We start from the raw sequence: 17,566 nt of genomic DNA, 5'->3' as shown, positions 1-17,566 counted from the left end.
ATGAAGATCTCGGGCAAGACCTTCGTCGTCACCGGAGCCGGCAACGGCATCGGCCGTGAAGTGACACTTCAGCTTCTGGCCGCCGGCGCATCCGTGGCCGGTGTCGACCTCAACAAGGACGGCCTCGACAACACTGCCACGCTCGCCACCGCGGGCGACCGATTCTCGTCCCACGTCGTGAACATCACCGACCGTGATGCTGTCGAGGCGCTGCCGGATGCCGTCGCGGTGGCACACGGCCCGGCCGACGCCGTGATCAACGTTGCCGGTGTCATCCAGAAGTTCGTGAAGGTCGACGACCTGCCCTACTCGGAGATCGAGAAGGTCATGAACGTGAACTTCTGGGGAACCATGAACATGGTCAAGTCGTTCCTCCCTGTTCTGACCTCGCGTCCGCAAGCCGCCCTGGTGAACGTCGCGAGCATGGGTGCCTACGCACCCGTGCCGGGCCAGGCCGTGTACGGCGCGTCCAAGGCAGCGGTGAAGGTGCTGACCGAGGCCCTCTACGCGGAGCTCCTCGACACCTCCGTCGCCGTCACCGTCGTCTTCCCCGGAGCGATCGGCACCGACATCGCCGCGAACTCCGGCGTCGCTCTGTCGGACGGTTCGCAAGACGCGCCCGCCTACAAGACGACGCCGCCGTCGACGGCGGCGGCGGTCATCATCGACGCCGTGGTCAAGGGCAAGTACCGCGCGACCATCGGCGGCGACGCCGCTGCGATGGACAAGCTGTCGCGCCTCAGCCCCAAGCGGGCCACCACCCTCATCGCCAAGCAGATGGGCTCACTGCTCAACTGACAACCGCGGGCGCTGACGTCGCCTTCGTCAGCGCCCGCCTCGAGCACCAGACAGAACCCCCTGATTCCCCGCACGCAAAGGAGCACCCATGTCTTTCCCCTTCGCCGACGTTTCGGACCGACCGCTCACCGATCTGCTCTCGCTCGACGGTCGCCGCGCCGTCGTCACCGGTGCCGCTCAGGGCCTCGGCAAGGCCATCGCGTCGAGGCTTGCCGAAGCCGGCGCCGACCTTCTGCTCATCGATCTCAACGCCGATGCGGCTGCTGTGGCCGCGGTCGACATCGCCGACCGATACGGCGTCCGCGTGATGAGCACCCACGCTGATGTGGCAGACGCGGCATCTGTCGCGGCCGCGGCCGACCTTGCTGTCGCCGAGCTCGGCGGTATCGACGTCTGGGTCAACAACGCCGGGATCTTCCCCAACGCACCCGTCACGATGATGCCCGACGAGATGTGGGACGCGACGTTCGCGGTGAACGCCCGCGGTGTCTTCCTCGGTGCGCGTGAGGCCGCACGACGGATGTCGGCCGACGGATCGGGCGGCGTCATCGTCAACATCATCTCGACGGCGGGCGTGCAGGTCGCGTTCCCCGGTATGGCTGCGTATGTGGGCTCGAAGCACGCGGCGCTCGGCATGACGAAGTCGCTCGCCGTCGACCTCGCCCCGCTCGGCATCCGCGTGCTCGGCGTCGCGCCCAGCTTCGTCCCCACCGAAGGCAACCTCGCCGCAGCCAAGGCCGGCGCGGAGGCGGCCGCTGCCGCAGGCATCGAGATGCCCCCACTCGAGGTCATGAACAAAAGCATGATCGGCCGCATGGGCACCCCCGACGACATCGCCCGCGTCGTGCTGTTCGCGGCGAGCGACCTGTCGATGATCATGACCGGCAGCACCCTTCTCGCCGACGCCGGCGAGACGCTCTGACGATGACCTCGCCCCGGCAGCGTCCGCTGCGCGCGATCCAGCAGATCCAGATCGGCCGGGTCGCATCAACCGAGAACCGGGCGCGCGACACCCTCGCGCGCCTGGCCTCAGCCGGGTTCGAGGCGATCGAGCTCAACGGCTTCATGACGCGGCCGACGCCGCTGTTCGTGCGCGCGCTCACGAAGGTCGCCGGTATGCCGGTCGGCCGGGGCGGGCGGCTCGACTGGCCGCGACTGGTCGCGGAGTCCGGGCTGTTGGTTGTCGCGCTGCACGAAGACCTCGGCACGATCGAGTCTGAGCCGGCCGCCGTCGTGGCTCGGGCAGTCGAGTTCGGTACTCGCAACGTCGTCGTCACGGGCATGCACCGCTTCGACTACGGCGACGAGACCGCGGTGGGACAGCTCGCCCGGCGGCTCACGACTGCCGGTCGGGCTCTCGCGGGTGACGGCATACGACTCCTCTACCACAACCACACCGCGGAGTTCCGGAGACTGGCCTCGGGCGCAACGGCGTTCGCCGCGCTTGCCGCCCAGACGGACGAGGATGCCGTCGGGTTCGAGCTCGATGCCTTCTGGGCGGCCACGGCCGGCGCGGATCCGCTCAGGCTGCTCGACGAACTCGGTGGACGTGTGCGCCTGCTGCACATCACCGATCGCGGGTCTCGTATCGCCGGACCGACGTTGACGCCCATCGTCAAGGCGGACAGCGTGGAGCTCGGTACCGGCAACATGCCGATCGACGCGATCGTTGCGCGCGCAACTGCGCTGAACGTTGAGGCAGTCATCCTCGAAACCCACAAAAACTGGATCGACGGCTCGCCGCTGCGCAGCGCCGAGGTGAGCGCCGAGGTGCTCCGCAGACTCCTGTGAAGGTACCGACGCGGCCTCGCACGACGACACACCGATCCGACCACGACCCAAGAAAGGCCGGCCTCCGATGACCGATCCCCGACCGTCAGGTGCTGCACCTGCGCACTTCTGCAACCCGCTCGACTTGTCGTACCGCTACCAGGACATCCGGTTCACCGGAGTTGTCGGCGGCCATCGAATCAGTGATCCCCGGCGCAGCGTCCACCGCGAAGCGGCGGACCCATCGATCGTGCTGTACGACGGGCGCTACTTCATGTTCGCTTCGATGTCTGCAGGCTTCTGGCATTCGCTCGACCTCGTGACGTGGGACTTCGCACCGACTCAGAAGCTCCCCGCGTTCGACTACGCGCCGGACGTGCGCGAGATCGACGGTGCCCTGTACATCTCGGCATCCCGCAAGACGGATTCGCCGTTCTTCCGCAGCGTCGCGCCTCTCTCTGACGACTTCGAGCAGGTTTCACCTGGCACGTTCCCCTTCTGGGACCCGCACCTCTACCAGGACGACGATCGATCGGTGTACCTGTACTGGGGCTGCGACAACGTCACGCCCATTCAGGCGGTCGTCCTCGACCCGGAGACGCTCCTGCCCACGACCGAGCCGAAAGCTCTCATCGCTTCCGACATCGCTGAGCACGGCTGGGAGCGGACGGGTGAGAACTACCGCAAAGAGGAGCCCCGCACGCCCGAGGAGCGCCTTGCGGCCCAATTCAGGAGCGATCAGCCGTTCATCGAAGGCGCCTGGATGAACAAGCGGGACGACACGTATTACCTGCAGTACGCAGCGCCTGCGACACAGACCAACACCTACGCCGACGGGTACTACACCGGGTCCACCCCGCTCGGCCCCTTCGAGTACTCGTCCTTCAGCCCTTTCTCGTCCAAGCCCGGAGGCTTCATCACCGGTGCCGGACACGGAAGCACCTTCCAGGACGTCCACGGCAACTGGTGGCACGCAGCGACCATGCGCATCTGCGTCAACGACATCTTCGAGCGCAGGATGGGACTCTTCCCCGCGGGCTTCGATGAGGACGGGGTGCTCTTCTGCAACCAGAACTTCGCCGACTACCCTGTCCGCGTCCCGGACGGACCGGCCGACCCGTGGGCTCCGCCCCCGTGGATGCTCCTCTCGTACGGCGCTCGGGCCACGGCGTCGAGCTCGCTCGAGGCGCACGGACCCGAGCTGGCCGTCGATGAGGATGTCCGCGACTGGTGGGTGGCAGCCACCGATGCGACGGGGGAGAGCCTCACCGTCGACCTCGAGCGCCCGATGTCCATCGGTGCCATCCAGGTGAACGTCGCCGACCATGAGCTCGCCGCACGGGCACCGGAGGCTCCCGGCGGCGCGGACTACGGCCACTCGTGGCGCGCGATGTACCTCGATGCGGAAGCCGCAGAGCTCTGGATCGATGTGTCCCTGGACGGCGAGTCCTGGGAAACCGTTCTCGACACGCGTGGGGACGGCGCCGACCGTCCCCACGCGCTCGTCGTCTTTGACGCCGAACGCGAGGCCCGATTCGTACGTGTGACGGCAGGTCGGCTTCCCTTCGGCGCCCACTTCGCGGTCTCCGGGCTGCGCGTGTTCGGCCGTGCGGACGGTCCGGCACCGTCAGCGGCTGTCGCGCGTGCACGTCGGACCGGTGAGCTGTCCGCGCTGATCGAGTGGGATGCATCGGCGGGTGCGCAGGGTTACAACGTGCGTTGGGGACTCGCGCCCGACAAGCTCTACCACAGCTGGATGCTCCACGGTGCGCACCAGTCACTCGATCTGGGCGCCTTGAATGCCGGCGTCGAGTACTGGGTCGCGGTGGACGCATTCAACGGAGCCGGGGTGACGAGCGGCGCCATTGTTCCGATCGTCCGGTAGCTCATGACCGGCCGCCCACGCTCGACGTGACGGGGGCGCAGCAAACCAGCGCACGATATGCGCCCTGATTCCCATGGAGGTTCCCCATGTCGACGTCACCCGTGTTGCCCGGCTTTCATCCGGACCCATCGATCTGTCGTGTGGGTGAGGACTACTTCCTCGTCAACTCGACCTTCGAGTACTTCCCGGGCGTGCCTGTCCACCGGTCCCGGGATCTCGTCGAGTGGGAGCAGATCGGGAACGTCCTCGATCGTCCGGAGCAGCTCGTCACCAGGGCCGGTATCGGCGGTGCCAGCGGCGGGATCTATGCCCCGACGCTGCGTCATCACGACGGTCTGTTCTGGATGGTGACGACCAATCTCCACGAGATCACTCGGGGGCATCTGCTCGTCCACGCCGCTGACCCGGCAGGCCCGTGGAGTGACCCGGTCTACGTCCCCGGGCTGGTCGGCATCGATCCGGACCTCGCGTGGGACGAGGCCGGACTGTGCCGTCTGACGTGGAGCGATGTGGTTCGCGGCGGGATCTCCCAGGCCGTGATCGATCCGCACACAGGCGCAGTTCTCTCCGAGGTGCGAGAGATATGGCGGGGCACCGGCGGGGCGCACGCGGAAGGTCCGCACCTGATCCGGCGGGGGTGTTGGTGGTACCTCGTCGTGGCAGAAGGGGGGACGGGCCCCGGCCACATGGTGACCGTTGCGCGTTCGCAGAGCCCCGACGGACCCTTCGAGCCTCATCCCGACAACCCGATCCTGACTCACCGCAGCACGGGAGCCGCAGTTCAGTCGACCGGGCACGCCGACCTGGTGGAGCGGGCCGATGGCACGTGGGCGATCGTGTTCCTCGGCACGCGGCCCCGGGGTTCGTTCCCGCGCTGGCATACGAACGGCCGTGAGACTTTCCTCGCAGGGGTCGAGTGGAGGGATGACTGGCCTTTCGTGGACGAGGCTGCGTTCGATGTCCACGACACGTCGCGATCTTTCGTCGACGACTTTTCGGGAACCACCTTCCACCCTCGCTGGATCGCCCCAGGCGTAGACCCGGGGTCGTTCACAGAGACTGCTCCGGACGGTGCGGGGCTGAGGCTCCGTCGCGGGCGCGCAGTGGCGTCGCGCGCGGCGGAGAACCTGCTCGCGGTGCGAGTGGAGTGCCAGACGTGGGCAGCTCGAGTCGATGCCGTCGGCGACGTCGCGTTGTCCGTGCGCATGGACGATTCCCACCAGGCGATCGTCGAGCGCGAGTCGGGCGTTGTGCGCGCACGCGCGGTGATCGGCCCGGTCGACCAGGTCCTCGCCTCGGCCGAGATCGCGGATGATGTCACGCTCGAGATCCAGTCCGTCCAGCCTGACGTCGAACGCGGGGCACCGCGCGGCCCCGATCTGCTGCGTCTGGGGTATCGGGCGCACGGTGAACTTCATGTGCTCGCAGAGTTCGACGGACGATACCTGTCGACCGAAGTGGCTGGTGGGTTCACAGGCCGAGTGGTCGGGGTCGAGGCGCTCGCTGACGATGTCCTCGTTCGACGAATCGAGGTCGAGGACCTCGGGTGGGCGGGGCACGCCTAACCGCCGAAGCGCTTCACACACAGATTCGCGGGGCGGGCAATCGGTTGCCAGCCCCGCGAATCTGTGCTTGACTCATGCGTGGCTGACACGCCAGCCCGCAAAGCCGCGAGGAGGCACCCCCCTTGTTGAGTCCACGTTCCACCGATTGCTGCGAAGCGAGCCACACGCACAAGCGCCAGCGGGCGGGTACGGTATGAGCGTCACCGACGTCGTGCAGACAAGGGATCCTGATCGACTCCTCCCCGTGGATCCGGCCACGCGCGACATCGCTCGTGCGCTCTACCAGCGTGTCGCCGACGCGCCGATCGTGTCGCCGCATGGACATGTGCCGGCAGAGTGGCTCGCTCGGGACGTCGCGTTCGCGGATCCGACCGCGCTTCTGGTGACTCACGACCACTACGTGACGCGCCTGCTGCACGCATCTGGAGTCGATCTCGGCGACCTCGGCGTCGGTGGCGCCGCGGTCGATCCGCGCGAGGCCTGGCGTACGTTCGCCGAGCGCTGGCATCTGTTCGCGGGGACGGCGTCGGGGCACTGGATCGAGGACGAGTTGCACTCCGTCCTGGGGATCGATACGCCGCTGTCGGCGGCGACCGCGGATGCGGTCTACGACACCGTCCAGCGTCGCTTGGGCGAGCCCGGGTTCCGACCGCGAGCTCTGTTCGAGCGGTTCCGGATCGACGTTCTCGCAACCACGGACGATCCGCTCGACGACCTGCAGTACCACTCCGCGATCACCGACTCCGGCCTGTCCGGTCGCGTCCTCCCGACGTTCCGTCCGGACCGCTATCTCGACCCGGATGCGGTGGAGTTCTCGACCGACCTGGAGCGTTTGCTGAGCGCGACCGGTCAGCCGACGACGTTCGCCGGGTACCTCGAGGCGCTCCGTGATCGACGCGCGTACTTCATCGCCCACGGAGCGACTTCCGCCGACCACGGGATCGAAGACCCGGCGACGGTCGACATGAGCGACACCGAGGCGCAGTATCTGTTCCACGACATCGTGTCCGGCCGTGCCACGGCCTCCCAGCGCGCGGCGTTCCGGGGGCACATGCTCGTCCGCATGGCGGGGATGAGTGCAGAGGACGGACTCGTCATGACGATTCACGCGGGTGTGGTGAGAAACCACAGCACCGCAACGCTGCGTCAGTTCGGGCCGGATACCGGTCACGACTTTCCCCGGCAGACCGACTTCGTCCGCGGGCTCAGGCCCCTGCTCGAACGGCACGGCCTTTCTTACTCGCTCCACCTCGTCCTCTTCGCGGTCGACGAGACGGTGTACTCACGCGAGATCGCGCCGATGGCGAGCTTCTATCCGAGTGTGTACATCGGTGCCCCATGGTGGTTCCTGGACGCCCCCGACGCGATGCTCCGCTTCCGCTCGGCCGTGACCGAGTCTGCGGGATTCTCGCGGGGGTCGGGGTTCATCGATGACACGCGCGCGTTCCTCTCGATTCCGGCGCGACATGACACGGCGCGGCGAGTGGATGCTGCCTTCCTGGCGCGGCTCGTGCGCGAAGGGAGGCTGACGGAGTCAGCGGCGACCGCAGTCATCGACGACATCGTTGGCCCGCAGCCGCGGCGGGTGTTCAAGCTGTGAGCGCCGTCAGCCCATCTTCGCGTACGACCGGCCGGCTGCGACGGCTTCGGCCCGCGCCGCCCGTGCGCATCGTTCACCTCGGTCTCGGCGCTTTCAGCCGATCACACACCGCTTGGTACACCTCGCACGCAAGTGACGCGTCCGAGTGGGGCATCGTCGCCTACAGCGGGACAAGCATGCACTTGGCAGAGGCAGTCAATCGTCAGGGAGGGCTCTACACCCTGATCGAACGCTCGGCGAAAGGGGACGTGTCCGAAGTTCTCGAGAGCCTGGTTCGCGCCCACCCCGGAAGCGATGTCGAGCAGTTCGTCGCCGACGTCGCGTCGCCGCTGACGGCCGTTGTGACCCTCACGATCACCGAGGGGGGATATCGGACCACACCCGACGGCAGCCCGGATCTTGCCGACCCAGCGGTGCGCGCTGATATCGAGCGCCTTGTCGCGCTGAGCGACGGACACGAATCCGCCCGATCCGGGCTGTCAACCGCACTCGGCAGGCTCGTCGCGGGGCTCGACATGCGCCGACGTGCCGGTGGCGGGCCGATGACGATCCTCTCGTGCGACAACCTCCCCGGCAATGGAGAACATGCAGCGCGTGCGATCCGTGCGCTCGCTCGCACGTTGCCCGAGACGGCTGACTGGTGCGAGCGAAACGTCGCGTTCGCGTCGAGTTCGGTAGACCGGATCACTCCTCGGCTCTCGGCGGAGGAGGCCACTCGCCTGGCCGAGCGCTATGGAGACGCGGTCCCGGTCGTTGCGGAACCCTTCAGCGACTGGGTCATCTCGGGAGACTTTCCCGCCGGTCGACCGCAATGGGAGTCCGCAGGTGCGCGCTTCACCGCTGACCTCGAGCCGTGGGAGGCCCGCAAGCTGTGGCTCCTCAACGGCGCCCACACGATCCTTGCTGGACTCGGTCGCCTCCGCGGGCATGAGTTCGTGTCGCAGGCTGTCGACGACCCTGTCTGCCGGCGTGCCGTAGAGGACTTCTGGGACGAGGCACAGCGGCACCTGCCGGTGGAACTCGGCGTGGATGACTATCGGCGCGCACTCCTGAAGCGATTCGAGAATCCGGCGATCGCCCATGCTCTCGCGCAGATCTCGATGGATTCGACGACCAAGATGCGCCTGCGGATCGCCCCGGTCGCCGAACGCGAGCGAGAAGCGGGGCGAGAGGCTTCGGGGTGCGCCTTCGCGGTCGCCGTGTGGCTCGCCGCAGATGCAGCGATGACGGATGCCCATAACGCCGTCGCGCAGATCAGCCCCCGCCTTGCGGCCGACCCGGCGTTCGTGACGAGCGTGTCTTCCTTCCTGAACAGCCTTCGACAGGGCCTTCTGCCTCACGCCGGGTCATAACGGTCCGATCACACTGTGGCAATCGGTTGTCATAATCATCTCACCGTGCTTTACTGGCCAGGCGCACAAATCTAGCCGCATTGAATGTCCAATGGACAAGCGGTTGCGTCCCATTCACACAAAGGAGTCTGGATCCATGTCACGTCCCCTGACCCACCGTTCCGGGCAGCGTCTTGCGGCGCTCGGCGCCACGGTGCTCGCGGCATCGCTCGTGCTCGCCGGATGCTCCGGCGCCGCAGAGACGTCCCCGACGACGTCCACAGCCCCCATCGAAGAGAAGGACCTCGCGGTTGCGGCGGTCAGTGCCCCGAACTCTCTCGACCCCGCCCAGCTCGTCGACGGCCAGCAGATGTTCGTCTGGTCTGCGATCCTCGACACGCTGCTCCGTAAGGACCCCGGCACCGGTGAGATCCTGCCGGGTGCAGCTGAGACCTGGGAGTACAACGAGGACGGCACCGAGCTCACCCTTAGGCTTCGGGAGGGCATGACCTTCAGTTCCGGAGACCCGGTGGATGCGGAAGCTGTGGTTGCCACGATGCTCCGATCGAAGGAGACTCCCGGCAACGTGCAGAGCCGACTCGCGGCCGTCGACGACGTCGTCGCCGCGGACGATCTCACCGTCGTGATTTCGTTCTCGCGGTTCGACCCGCAGTTCGTAGACAACCTCTCGAGCGGCCCCGGCGCCATCGGAGACCCCGCAACGCTCTCGGCCGAGTCCACCGCGACCGACCCGGTCGGCTCGGGCCCGTTCACGCTCGATGTAGACAAGACGGTTCCCGGCAGCACCTACGTGCTCGAGAAGCGAGACGACTACTGGGACGCGGACAACGTTCCATTCAAGACCCTCACTGTGAAGGTGATCCAGGACCCGACGGCGAGCTTCAATGCGCTTCAGTCAGGGGAGCTCAACGCGGCGACCGTCCAGTCTCAGGTGGTCGGTCAGCTGAACCCCGACGACTGGAACATCACGGTCAACGATGCTGTCGCGGCGACCTACCTGAACATCCTCGATCGCGGTGGCGAGAAGTGGCCTGCCCTCGGCGACGTTCGTGTGCGTCAGGCGATCAACATGGCCATCGATCGCGAGTCGATGCTCGAGGCGCTCTTCTCCGGCGTCGGCATCGCGACCGAGCAGCTCGCGAGTCCGTACGGGGCGATCTACGACGAGGCGCTCAACGGAACCTACGAGTACGACCCTGAGGAAGGCAAGGCGCTCGTTGAGGAGGCCGGCTTCGCCGGGGAGACGTTCCAGATTCCCAGCACGTTCCTCACCACGACGGTCGAGCCTGTACTCACTCAGGCGTTTGCTGACATCGGACTGACTCTCGAATGGGTGACGGTTCCTCCCCAGCAGGCACAGGGCGCTGCACGCTCGGGTGACTACGGGCTCTACTACCAGATTCTCGGCTTCAACTCGGACACCGCGGACCTCGCGACGACATTCGCCGTTGACGGAGTGGGAAACCCGCGCGGGTACACCGATGAGACCCTCGACGAGCTGTGGGGAACGATCAACTCGACCGTTGCGTTCGAGGATGCGCTCCCGGCGTATCAGGAGCTGAACGAGTACGTCGTCGACCAGGCGTTCGTCGCACCGGTCGTCTTCATCGGTGCGACGTGGGCGACCGGTGATGACATCACGTACGTCGGCAAGGCCAACACGCTGTCGACGTACCGTCTGTTCTCCGTCACCGAATAGCCGCCGATCGGGGGTGCGCCGCCGGCGCACCCCCGATACACCCGGAGTCGCTCATGCTTGTCTACATCACACGTCGCCTGGGCGCGGGGCTCATCCTCGCGCTGCTGGTCACCTTCATCACCTTCATGCTGCTGAGCACATCCTTCGAAGACGTTGCTCTGACAATCCTCGGCCCCGCGGCAACACCAGAGGTGACGGCCGGGCTCATGGCGGAGAAGGGGTGGGACCGCCCCGCGATCGTCCAATACTTCGACTGGTTGGTGCACGCCCTTCAGGGTGACTTCGGGGTCTCGGTGTATACGTCGCTCCCGGTAGCACCCACCGTGATGCAGCGCCTGCTCGTGACGCTCTCGATCATCGTGCCCGCGCTCATCCTCACCGTCATCCTGTCGACGTTCCTCGGCGTGTGGTCGGCATCCCGAGGTGGCGTGGTCGACAAGATCTCGCAGGGTATCTCGCTCGTCGGATACATCGTGCCCGGGCTTCTTCTCGCGATCGGACTCGTGGTCATCTTCGCGGTGCAGCTGAAGTGGTTGCCGGCGACAGGCTTCACGCCGCTCGCCCAAGACCCCGCAGCCTGGGCGCGCAGCATCACGATCCCAGTGATCGTCCTCACGATCGGCGGTGTCGCGAACATGGCTGCGCAGGTTCGGGGGCGCATGATCGACGAGCTCCGCCAGGATTACGTCCGCACCCTTCGCACTCGCGGCATCTCGAGCAGCTCAATCGTGATCCGTCACGCGCTGCGCAACGCGGGCAGCCCCGCGCTGACCGTGATGTCGCTTGAGTTCATCTCGATGTTCGGCGGTGCCCTCATCATCGAGAACGTCTTCGCCCTCCCGGGCTACGGAAGCTTCGCCTTCAACGCATCTCTGCAGGGCGACATCCCGGTGATCATGGGCATCGCCGCTTTCGGCGTGCTGCTGGTCACCGTCGTAAACCTCACCACCGACCTGGCCAACGGCTGGCTCAACCCGAAAGCGAGAGTCCATTGAGTACCCAGAGCGGACCCCTGACGGAGACGATGACGACTCCGAGCACCGAGCTGCTGGTCGCGCTGGAGGACGCGGCGACGGCATCGCGGACTCCAACCTGGAAGCGGCTCTTCAAGGACCCGCAGTTCATCGTCACCGCCAGCATCCTGATCCTCATCTTCACGCTCGGCCTCCTCACGCCGGTGCTCACCCAGCACGGGCCCAACGAGCCGGATCTGTCGATGGTCAACGCTCCAGTGGGGACACCGGGCTATCCGCTCGGTGCCGACGAGACGGGACGCGACATCTGGACCCGACTCCTGCACTCGATCAACACCGCGGCGATCTCGGCGCTGATCGGAGCCGGTGTCGCCCTTCTCGTGGGTGTCATCGCCGGCCTCGTTGGCGGGTACTTCGGCAAGGTCACGCGGGGGGCGACCGAGTGGGTCTTCAACCTGATCATGACCTTCCCCGGCATCCTGCTGCTGATCATCCTGATGCCGGTGACGGGTGGTGACTACCGCTTCACGATGCTCATCTTCGGGGTGCTGCTGTCGCCGGGGATCTACCGCATCGTGCGGAACCTGGTGGTCGGTGTCAAGAACGAGCTCTATGTCGATGCCGCCCGGGTGTCGGGCCTAGGAGACCTCCGGATCCTCTCACGCCACGTCCTGTTCGTCGTGCGCGGTCCGATCATCATCGCCGGGGCGTTCATGGCCGGATCCGCGATCGCCGTGCAGTCGGGCCTCGCCTTCCTCGGCGTCGGATCCATCCAGATTCCGAGCTTCGGTGCGATGATCTCGTCCGGGTTCCGCAACCTCTACATCGCGCCGACGCAGTTCCTCTGGCCGAGCCTCATGCTCGGACTCATCACAGCGTCGCTGGTCCTCCTCGGCAACGCGCTGCGCGACACCCTCGAAGGATCCAAGCCGAAGCCCGCAAAGGTCGGAGCCGGGCAAAGGGTTGCCGAGGGTGCCGGAACCGTAGCCAGGGAGTCGTCGGCGCTCGTAGAGATCTCCGATCTGGGCATCGCATACCGCGGTCCGGCCGGGCGGCCCCGCGAGGTGGTGAGCGGTGTGTCTCTGACGATCGGACGGGGACAGGTCGTCGGCTTGGTCGGCGAGTCGGGATCTGGCAAGACGCAGACCGCGTTCGCCACTCTCGGCGTTCTGCCGGCGGAGGCGATGATCACGCGGGGATCGATCCTCTTCGACGGGCAAGAGATCATCGGGCGCAGCGACGCGCAGATGCGCCCACTGCGGGGAAAGGCCATCGCCTACATCCCACAGGAGCCCATGTCCAACCTGGACCCGTCGTACCGAGTGGGAGCACAGCTGGTCGAAGGAGTGCGTGCCGCGCTGGGCGTCTCCAAGAAGGACGCACGCGCGCGGGTGTTGGCACTTCTCGAGCGGTGCGGGATCGCTGATCCGGAGCGTACGTTCGCCTCGTACCCCCATGAAATCTCGGGAGGAATGGCGCAGCGTGTGCTCATCGCCGGGGCCGTGGCCAGTCGGCCTCGCCTGCTGATCGCCGATGAGCCGTCGACCGCGCTCGACGTCACCGTTCAGGCCGAGATCCTCGACCTTCTGCGGGACCTCCAGGCCGAGCTCGACATGGCCATCCTCTTGGTCACACACAACTTCGGTGTCGTCGCCGACATCTGCGACCGCATCGTGGTGATGAAGAAGGGCATCGTGGTCGAAGTCGGCTCGACGGTCGAGATCTTTCAGAACCCCCAGGACGAGTACACGAGGATGCTCCTCGGAGCGATCCTCGACGAGAACGCCGTGCGTACCGATCCCGTGATCGACGCCCCCACGGAAGGTGCTGCGCAATGACACTCCTCGACGTCTCCGACCTGCGCGTCGCTTTCCCCGGGCGCGGATGGCGAGCGAAGCCGGTCGAAGTGCTCCATGGCGTCTCACTGGACGTCGCCCCCGGCGAGACTCTCGGTCTGGTCGGCGAGTCCGGGTCAGGAAAGACGACCATCGGCCGCGCCGTCCTCGGGCTGGTCCGGCCGTCCGGGGGTGAGATCCGCTTCGACGGGCAGGAGATCTCGTCGCTCAAGCCACGCAAGCGACGTCATCTCGCCAAGGACATCCAGGTCGTCTTCCAGGATCCGTACACCTCTCTCAATCCGTCGCTCACCGTCGGCGACATCCTGGCGGAGCCGCTGGTCGTGCAGGGAGCCACGGCGCGGGACGCCAGGAGTCGCGTGAAGACGCTTCTCGACCAGGTGGGCCTCCCGGCGGACGCTGCGGCGAGGCTTCCTCGCGAGTTCTCCGGCGGACAGCGACAGCGGGTCGCGATCGCACGTGCCCTCGCCCCTGAGCCGAAACTGATCGTCTGCGATGAGCCGGTCAGCGCGCTGGACCTCAGCACGCAGGAGCGCGTGCTCGATCTGTTCATCGACATCCAGCGCTCGACGGGGGTGGCGTACCTCTTCGTCTCGCATGATCTCTCGGTGATCCGCCACATCAGCCATCGTGTCGCTGTCCTTTACCGAGGGGATCTCGTCGAGACGGGGCCGGCCGCCACAGTCACGCTGGCGCCCGAGCACCCGTATACTCAGCGTCTGCTGCTCGCGGCACCGGTCGCCGACCCGATCGCGCAACGCGAACGTCGCGAGCAGCGGCGCCTGGCGCTCGCGCCCTGAGCGGATGGAGTCGGTCGAACCCGATGGCGAGTCCGAGGTTCTCGTGGAGAGGACCGATGGCGACCCCGTCGACTCAGTGACGACGTGGCCCCACGAAGCCCCGGAGCCCGTGCACGCGGGGGCGCCGCGAGCGGGCGCCGCCTCGCTGTCGGAAGAGCTGGCACGCGTGTCACGCGGACAGATCGTCCTGCTGGTGGCAGCGACGTTCGGCGGGGGGATGGCGCTCATCGTGCCGATGGCGTACTCGCTGACGGTCCGACTCGACCAGCTCGCGCCGGGCCGGGCCGACCTTCTCGGACTCATCCTCGGCATCGGTTCGGCGGCGAGTCTCGTACTCGCCCCGCTCACCGGAGTCCTGAGCGACAGGACGCGTACACGCTGGGGCAGGAGGCGCCCCTTCACGGTGATCGGACTGCTGCTCGGGGTCGTGTCCGTCCCGGTGATGGCGCTCGGCCCAGATCTGCTGTGGCTGACGATCGGCTGGGTGCTCTGCACTGCGGGTTGGGGGACGGCGGCGGGATCGGTCGGCAACTGGCAGGCGGATCGGCTTCCCGCCAGTCAGCGCGGCAGTGTCTCGGGCCTCACCGGCCTGACGATGCAGATCGCCCCCGTGATCGGCATCATCGCCGTCGGCCCGCTGCGCGACAGTATCGAATTGGTCTTCGCGGTCCCCGCGGCGATAGCGCTCGTGCTCATCGGTCTCTTCGTGATGTTCGCGCCAGAATCTGACTCGCGCGAGATGCACCTCGAATCACGGTTGACAGTCGGTGCCCTCCTGCGCAGCTATCTGTTCCGCCCGCGGGACGTCCCCGATTTCGCGTGGAATTGGCTCGGGCGTTTCGTGTTCTTCCTCGGACTCAGTCTGACGACGGGCTTCACGGTGTTCTTCATCGCCCAGCGTCTGTCGATGCCGGTTCCCGACGTCGCAGGCGTGCAGGCCCTCGTCTCGGCGCTCAGCATCGGTACCGCGCTCATCGGCTCGATCGGCGGGGGATGGCTCAGCGATCGGATCGGGAGACGCAAGCCGATCATTCTCGTCGGAGTGCTTCTCTTCGGCGCGGGTTCGACAGTGTCGGCCTTCTCGTACGACCTTGCGTCGATCGTCGTGGGCGTGCTCCTCAGCTCCGTCGGGATCGCCGCCTTCTCGGCCGTCGGCCAGGCGGTGGTGCTCGACGTCCTTCCGGAGCGCGAAACCCAAGCTGGCCGGTACATGGCGATCACGATGTTCTCGCAGAAGATCCCTGGAGTGCTCTCACCGATCGCCGCCCCGCTGCTTCTGACAGTCGGAGGCGGTGCGCAGAACTTCACGATCCTCTATCTCACGGCGGCGGCGCTCGCTGTCGCGGGTGGAGTCATCATCGTCGCCAAGGTGCGAGCAGTTCCGGCACGGCAATCGGTTGCCAATCGCGCTTGAAAATGATTCACTTGATGCGTACATCGCAGAGAAGCGCGCAGGAAGGCCCTCGATGCTGAAGCCCACTCCCACTCCCACCCGCGAAATGGTCAACCTCGACGGCGTTTGGAGATTCGGACTCGATTCGAGGCTGAACGACCAGCCCTGGAAGGCGCGGCTCGACACGCCTCTTGAGGCGGCAGTGCCGGCAAGCTACAACGACCTCTTCACCGACGCGGAGATCCGCGACCACGTGGGATGGGTCTACTACCAGCGAGAGGTGCGCGTCCCGCGCGGCTGGTCGGGGGAGCGCATCCTCCTTCGCTTCGACGCCGCCACCCACGCTGCCCGCGTCTATGTCGACAGGGCCCTGGTCGGGGAGCACGTAGGCGGGTACACGCCGTTCGACATCGACATCACCGACAACGTCGCGGCCGGGGGCGCCTTCCGCCTCACGGTGGCGGTGAGCGGCGACCTGTCGAACGAGACGATTCCTCCGGGAAAGATCGAGGTCGGTCTCACCGGGAAGCGCACGCAGGTGTACTTCCACGACTTCTACAATTACGCGGGGCTCGCACGATCCGTCTGGCTCTACTCCGTGCCCGAGACGCGGGTCGAGGACGTCACGGTGGTGACGACGTTCACGGGGGCAACCGGTGTCGTCGACTATCGCGTCGTACTCGTCGGTGACGCCGAGGTCCGGGTGCGGCTGCGCGACGCATCGGGAGCCGTCGTTGCGGAGGGCAGTGGCGCCGAAGGCTCGCTCGAAATCTCCGATGTCGTCCTGTGGAAGCCGGGAGCTCCCTATCTGTATGAGCTCGAGGTCGAAGCTCTCGTCGCCGACGTCGTCGTCGACTCGTATCCCGTGTCGGTCGGCGTGCGGACTGTCGAGGTCCGCGGGCACGAGTTCCTCATCAACGGCGAGCCGTTCTACTTCACCGGCTATGGCAAGCACGAAGACACCGCCGTCCGTGGCAAGGGGCACGACAACGCCTACATGGTCCACGATTTCCAGCTCATGGAGTGGAGCGGAGCGAACTCGTTCCGGACGTCGCACTACCCCTACGCCGAAGACGTCCTGGATTTTGCCGACAGGCATGGCATCGTCGTCATCGACGAGACCGCCGCGGTCGGACTCAACATGGGAGTTGTCGGCGGCCTGAGCGGCACCCCGCCGTTCCCCACGTTCTCGGAGCAGTACGCCGGCGCGGCGACCCACGCCGCGCACGCTCAGCACATCCGCGAGCTCATCGGACGAGACAAGAACCACCCTTCGGTCGTGATGTGGTGCATCGCCAACGAGCCGGCGTCCAACGAGGACGGCGCCCGCGAGTATTTCGAGCCGCTTGTGAAGCTCGCCCGCGAGCTCGATCCCACGCGACCACTGACGTACTCTCTCGTGATGTTCGCCACCTTCCAGAACGACCAGATCATCGATCTGTTCGACGTAGTCAGCATGAACCGCTATTACGGCTGGTACATCAACGCCGGTGACCTGACGACCGCAGAGATGTACCTTCAGGGCGACATCCAGGGATGGATCGACCGCACCGGCAAGCCGATCATGATGACAGAGTACGGCGCAGACACGATGCCAGGCCTGCACTCGGTCTGGGACCAGGTATGGACTGAGGAATATCAGGTCGACTTTCTCGAGATGTACCACCGCGTGTTCGACCGCTTTCCGCAGTTCGTGGGAGAGCAGGTGTGGAACTTCTCTGACTTCGCCACGACAAACGGACTGCACCGTGTCGGCGGCAACAAGAAGGGCATCTTCACGCGCGACCGCCGGCCCAAGTCGGCAGCATTCGCGCTGCGCCGCCGGTGGCGCGGATTGAATGGTCGCAAGCCCGGCGCCGAATTCTGACATCACC

13 protein-coding genes are annotated in these 17,566 nt (G+C 66.4%); all 13 read left to right on the top strand.

Annotation, left to right across the window (positions count from 1 at the left end; translation table 11 throughout):
* The 13 genes from H7694_RS11290 (at position 1) to uidA (ending at position 17,559) form a co-directional block, all read left to right on the top strand.
* Positions 1–798 carry an SDR family NAD(P)-dependent oxidoreductase gene (locus tag H7694_RS11290; protein WP_193596603.1) on the top strand — a complete coding sequence of 266 codons (798 nt, stop codon included), beginning with the start codon at positions 1–3 and terminating at the stop codon, positions 796–798.
* A gap of 88 nt (positions 799–886) precedes the next feature.
* Complete coding sequence (locus tag H7694_RS11285) at positions 887–1,720, top strand: SDR family NAD(P)-dependent oxidoreductase (RefSeq protein ID WP_193596602.1); 834 nt, start codon at positions 887–889, stop codon at positions 1,718–1,720.
* Between the two features lie 2 nt (positions 1,721–1,722).
* The gene (locus H7694_RS11280) at positions 1,723–2,589 is read left to right on the top strand and encodes a sugar phosphate isomerase/epimerase family protein (protein ID WP_193596601.1); all 867 of its coding nucleotides are present in this window, start codon (positions 1,723–1,725) and stop codon (positions 2,587–2,589) included.
* A gap of 67 nt (positions 2,590–2,656) precedes the next feature.
* Entirely contained in the window at positions 2,657–4,453 is a 1,797-nt protein-coding gene (locus H7694_RS11275) for a family 43 glycosylhydrolase (RefSeq protein ID WP_193596600.1), read from the top strand.
* Between the two features lie 86 nt (positions 4,454–4,539).
* A complete protein-coding gene (locus H7694_RS11270) occupies positions 4,540–6,018 on the top strand; it encodes a glycoside hydrolase family 43 protein (RefSeq protein ID WP_193596599.1) in 1,479 nt (492 codons plus the stop codon).
* 193 nt (positions 6,019–6,211) lie between these two features.
* The gene (gene uxaC / locus H7694_RS11265) at positions 6,212–7,618 is read left to right on the top strand and encodes a glucuronate isomerase (protein WP_193599187.1); all 1,407 of its coding nucleotides are present in this window, start codon (positions 6,212–6,214) and stop codon (positions 7,616–7,618) included.
* The gene (locus H7694_RS11260; RefSeq protein ID WP_193596598.1) at positions 7,615–8,970 is read left to right on the top strand and encodes a mannitol dehydrogenase family protein; all 1,356 of its coding nucleotides are present in this window, start codon (positions 7,615–7,617) and stop codon (positions 8,968–8,970) included. Before uxaC ends, H7694_RS11260 begins: the two co-directional genes overlap by 4 nt.
* Before the next feature lie 136 nt (positions 8,971–9,106).
* On the top strand, positions 9,107–10,669 hold the full coding sequence (locus H7694_RS11255; protein ID WP_193596597.1) for an ABC transporter substrate-binding protein: 1,563 nt from the start codon (positions 9,107–9,109) through the stop codon (positions 10,667–10,669).
* Between the two features lie 53 nt (positions 10,670–10,722).
* Positions 10,723–11,664 carry an ABC transporter permease gene (locus tag H7694_RS11250; RefSeq protein ID WP_193596596.1) on the top strand — a complete coding sequence of 314 codons (942 nt, stop codon included), beginning with the start codon at positions 10,723–10,725 and terminating at the stop codon, positions 11,662–11,664.
* Positions 11,665–11,693: 29 nt separating this feature from the next.
* The gene (locus H7694_RS11245; protein ID WP_193596595.1) at positions 11,694–13,481 is read left to right on the top strand and encodes a dipeptide/oligopeptide/nickel ABC transporter permease/ATP-binding protein; all 1,788 of its coding nucleotides are present in this window, start codon (positions 11,694–11,696) and stop codon (positions 13,479–13,481) included.
* A complete protein-coding gene (locus H7694_RS11240) occupies positions 13,478–14,299 on the top strand; it encodes an ATP-binding cassette domain-containing protein (protein WP_193596594.1) in 822 nt (273 codons plus the stop codon). Before H7694_RS11245 ends, H7694_RS11240 begins: the two co-directional genes overlap by 4 nt.
* Before the next feature lie 4 nt (positions 14,300–14,303).
* Positions 14,304–15,713, top strand: coding sequence for an MFS transporter (locus tag H7694_RS11235; protein ID WP_193599186.1), 1,410 nt, complete (start codon positions 14,304–14,306; stop codon positions 15,711–15,713).
* Positions 15,646–17,559, top strand: a complete 1,914-nt coding sequence (gene uidA / locus H7694_RS11230) for a beta-glucuronidase (protein WP_227468077.1) — start codon at positions 15,646–15,648, stop codon at positions 17,557–17,559. Before H7694_RS11235 ends, uidA begins: the two co-directional genes overlap by 68 nt.
* Positions 17,560–17,566 lie beyond the last annotated feature (7 nt).

Origin of the sequence: Microbacterium sp. YJN-G (assembly GCF_015040615.1) — a bacterium.
GTDB lineage: Bacteria > Actinomycetota > Actinomycetes > Actinomycetales > Microbacteriaceae > Microbacterium.
The sequence above is the reverse complement of the archived record's forward strand: the minus strand, read 5'-3'. Positions and strand labels throughout refer to the sequence as shown.

Bases quoted from the DNA above. Each gene is read 5' to 3' on its own strand.
- H7694_RS11275 (WP_193596600.1), top strand. From the start codon at position 2,657: ATGACCGATCCCCGACCGTCAGGTGCTGCACCTGCGCACTTCTGCAAC.
- H7694_RS11240 (WP_193596594.1), top strand. From the start codon at position 13,478: ATGACACTCCTCGACGTCTCCGACCTGCGCGTCGCTTTCCCCGGGCGC.
- H7694_RS11285 (WP_193596602.1), top strand. From the start codon at position 887: ATGTCTTTCCCCTTCGCCGACGTTTCGGACCGACCGCTCACCGATCTG.
- H7694_RS11235 (WP_193599186.1), top strand. From the start codon at position 14,304: ATGGAGTCGGTCGAACCCGATGGCGAGTCCGAGGTTCTCGTGGAGAGG.
- H7694_RS11270 (WP_193596599.1), top strand. From the start codon at position 4,540: ATGTCGACGTCACCCGTGTTGCCCGGCTTTCATCCGGACCCATCGATC.
- uxaC (WP_193599187.1), top strand. From the start codon at position 6,212: ATGAGCGTCACCGACGTCGTGCAGACAAGGGATCCTGATCGACTCCTC.
- H7694_RS11255 (WP_193596597.1), top strand. From the start codon at position 9,107: ATGTCACGTCCCCTGACCCACCGTTCCGGGCAGCGTCTTGCGGCGCTC.
- H7694_RS11250 (WP_193596596.1), top strand. From the start codon at position 10,723: ATGCTTGTCTACATCACACGTCGCCTGGGCGCGGGGCTCATCCTCGCG.
- H7694_RS11245 (WP_193596595.1), top strand. From the start codon at position 11,694: ATGACGACTCCGAGCACCGAGCTGCTGGTCGCGCTGGAGGACGCGGCG.
- H7694_RS11280 (WP_193596601.1), top strand. From the start codon at position 1,723: ATGACCTCGCCCCGGCAGCGTCCGCTGCGCGCGATCCAGCAGATCCAG.
- H7694_RS11290 (WP_193596603.1), top strand. From the start codon at position 1: ATGAAGATCTCGGGCAAGACCTTCGTCGTCACCGGAGCCGGCAACGGC.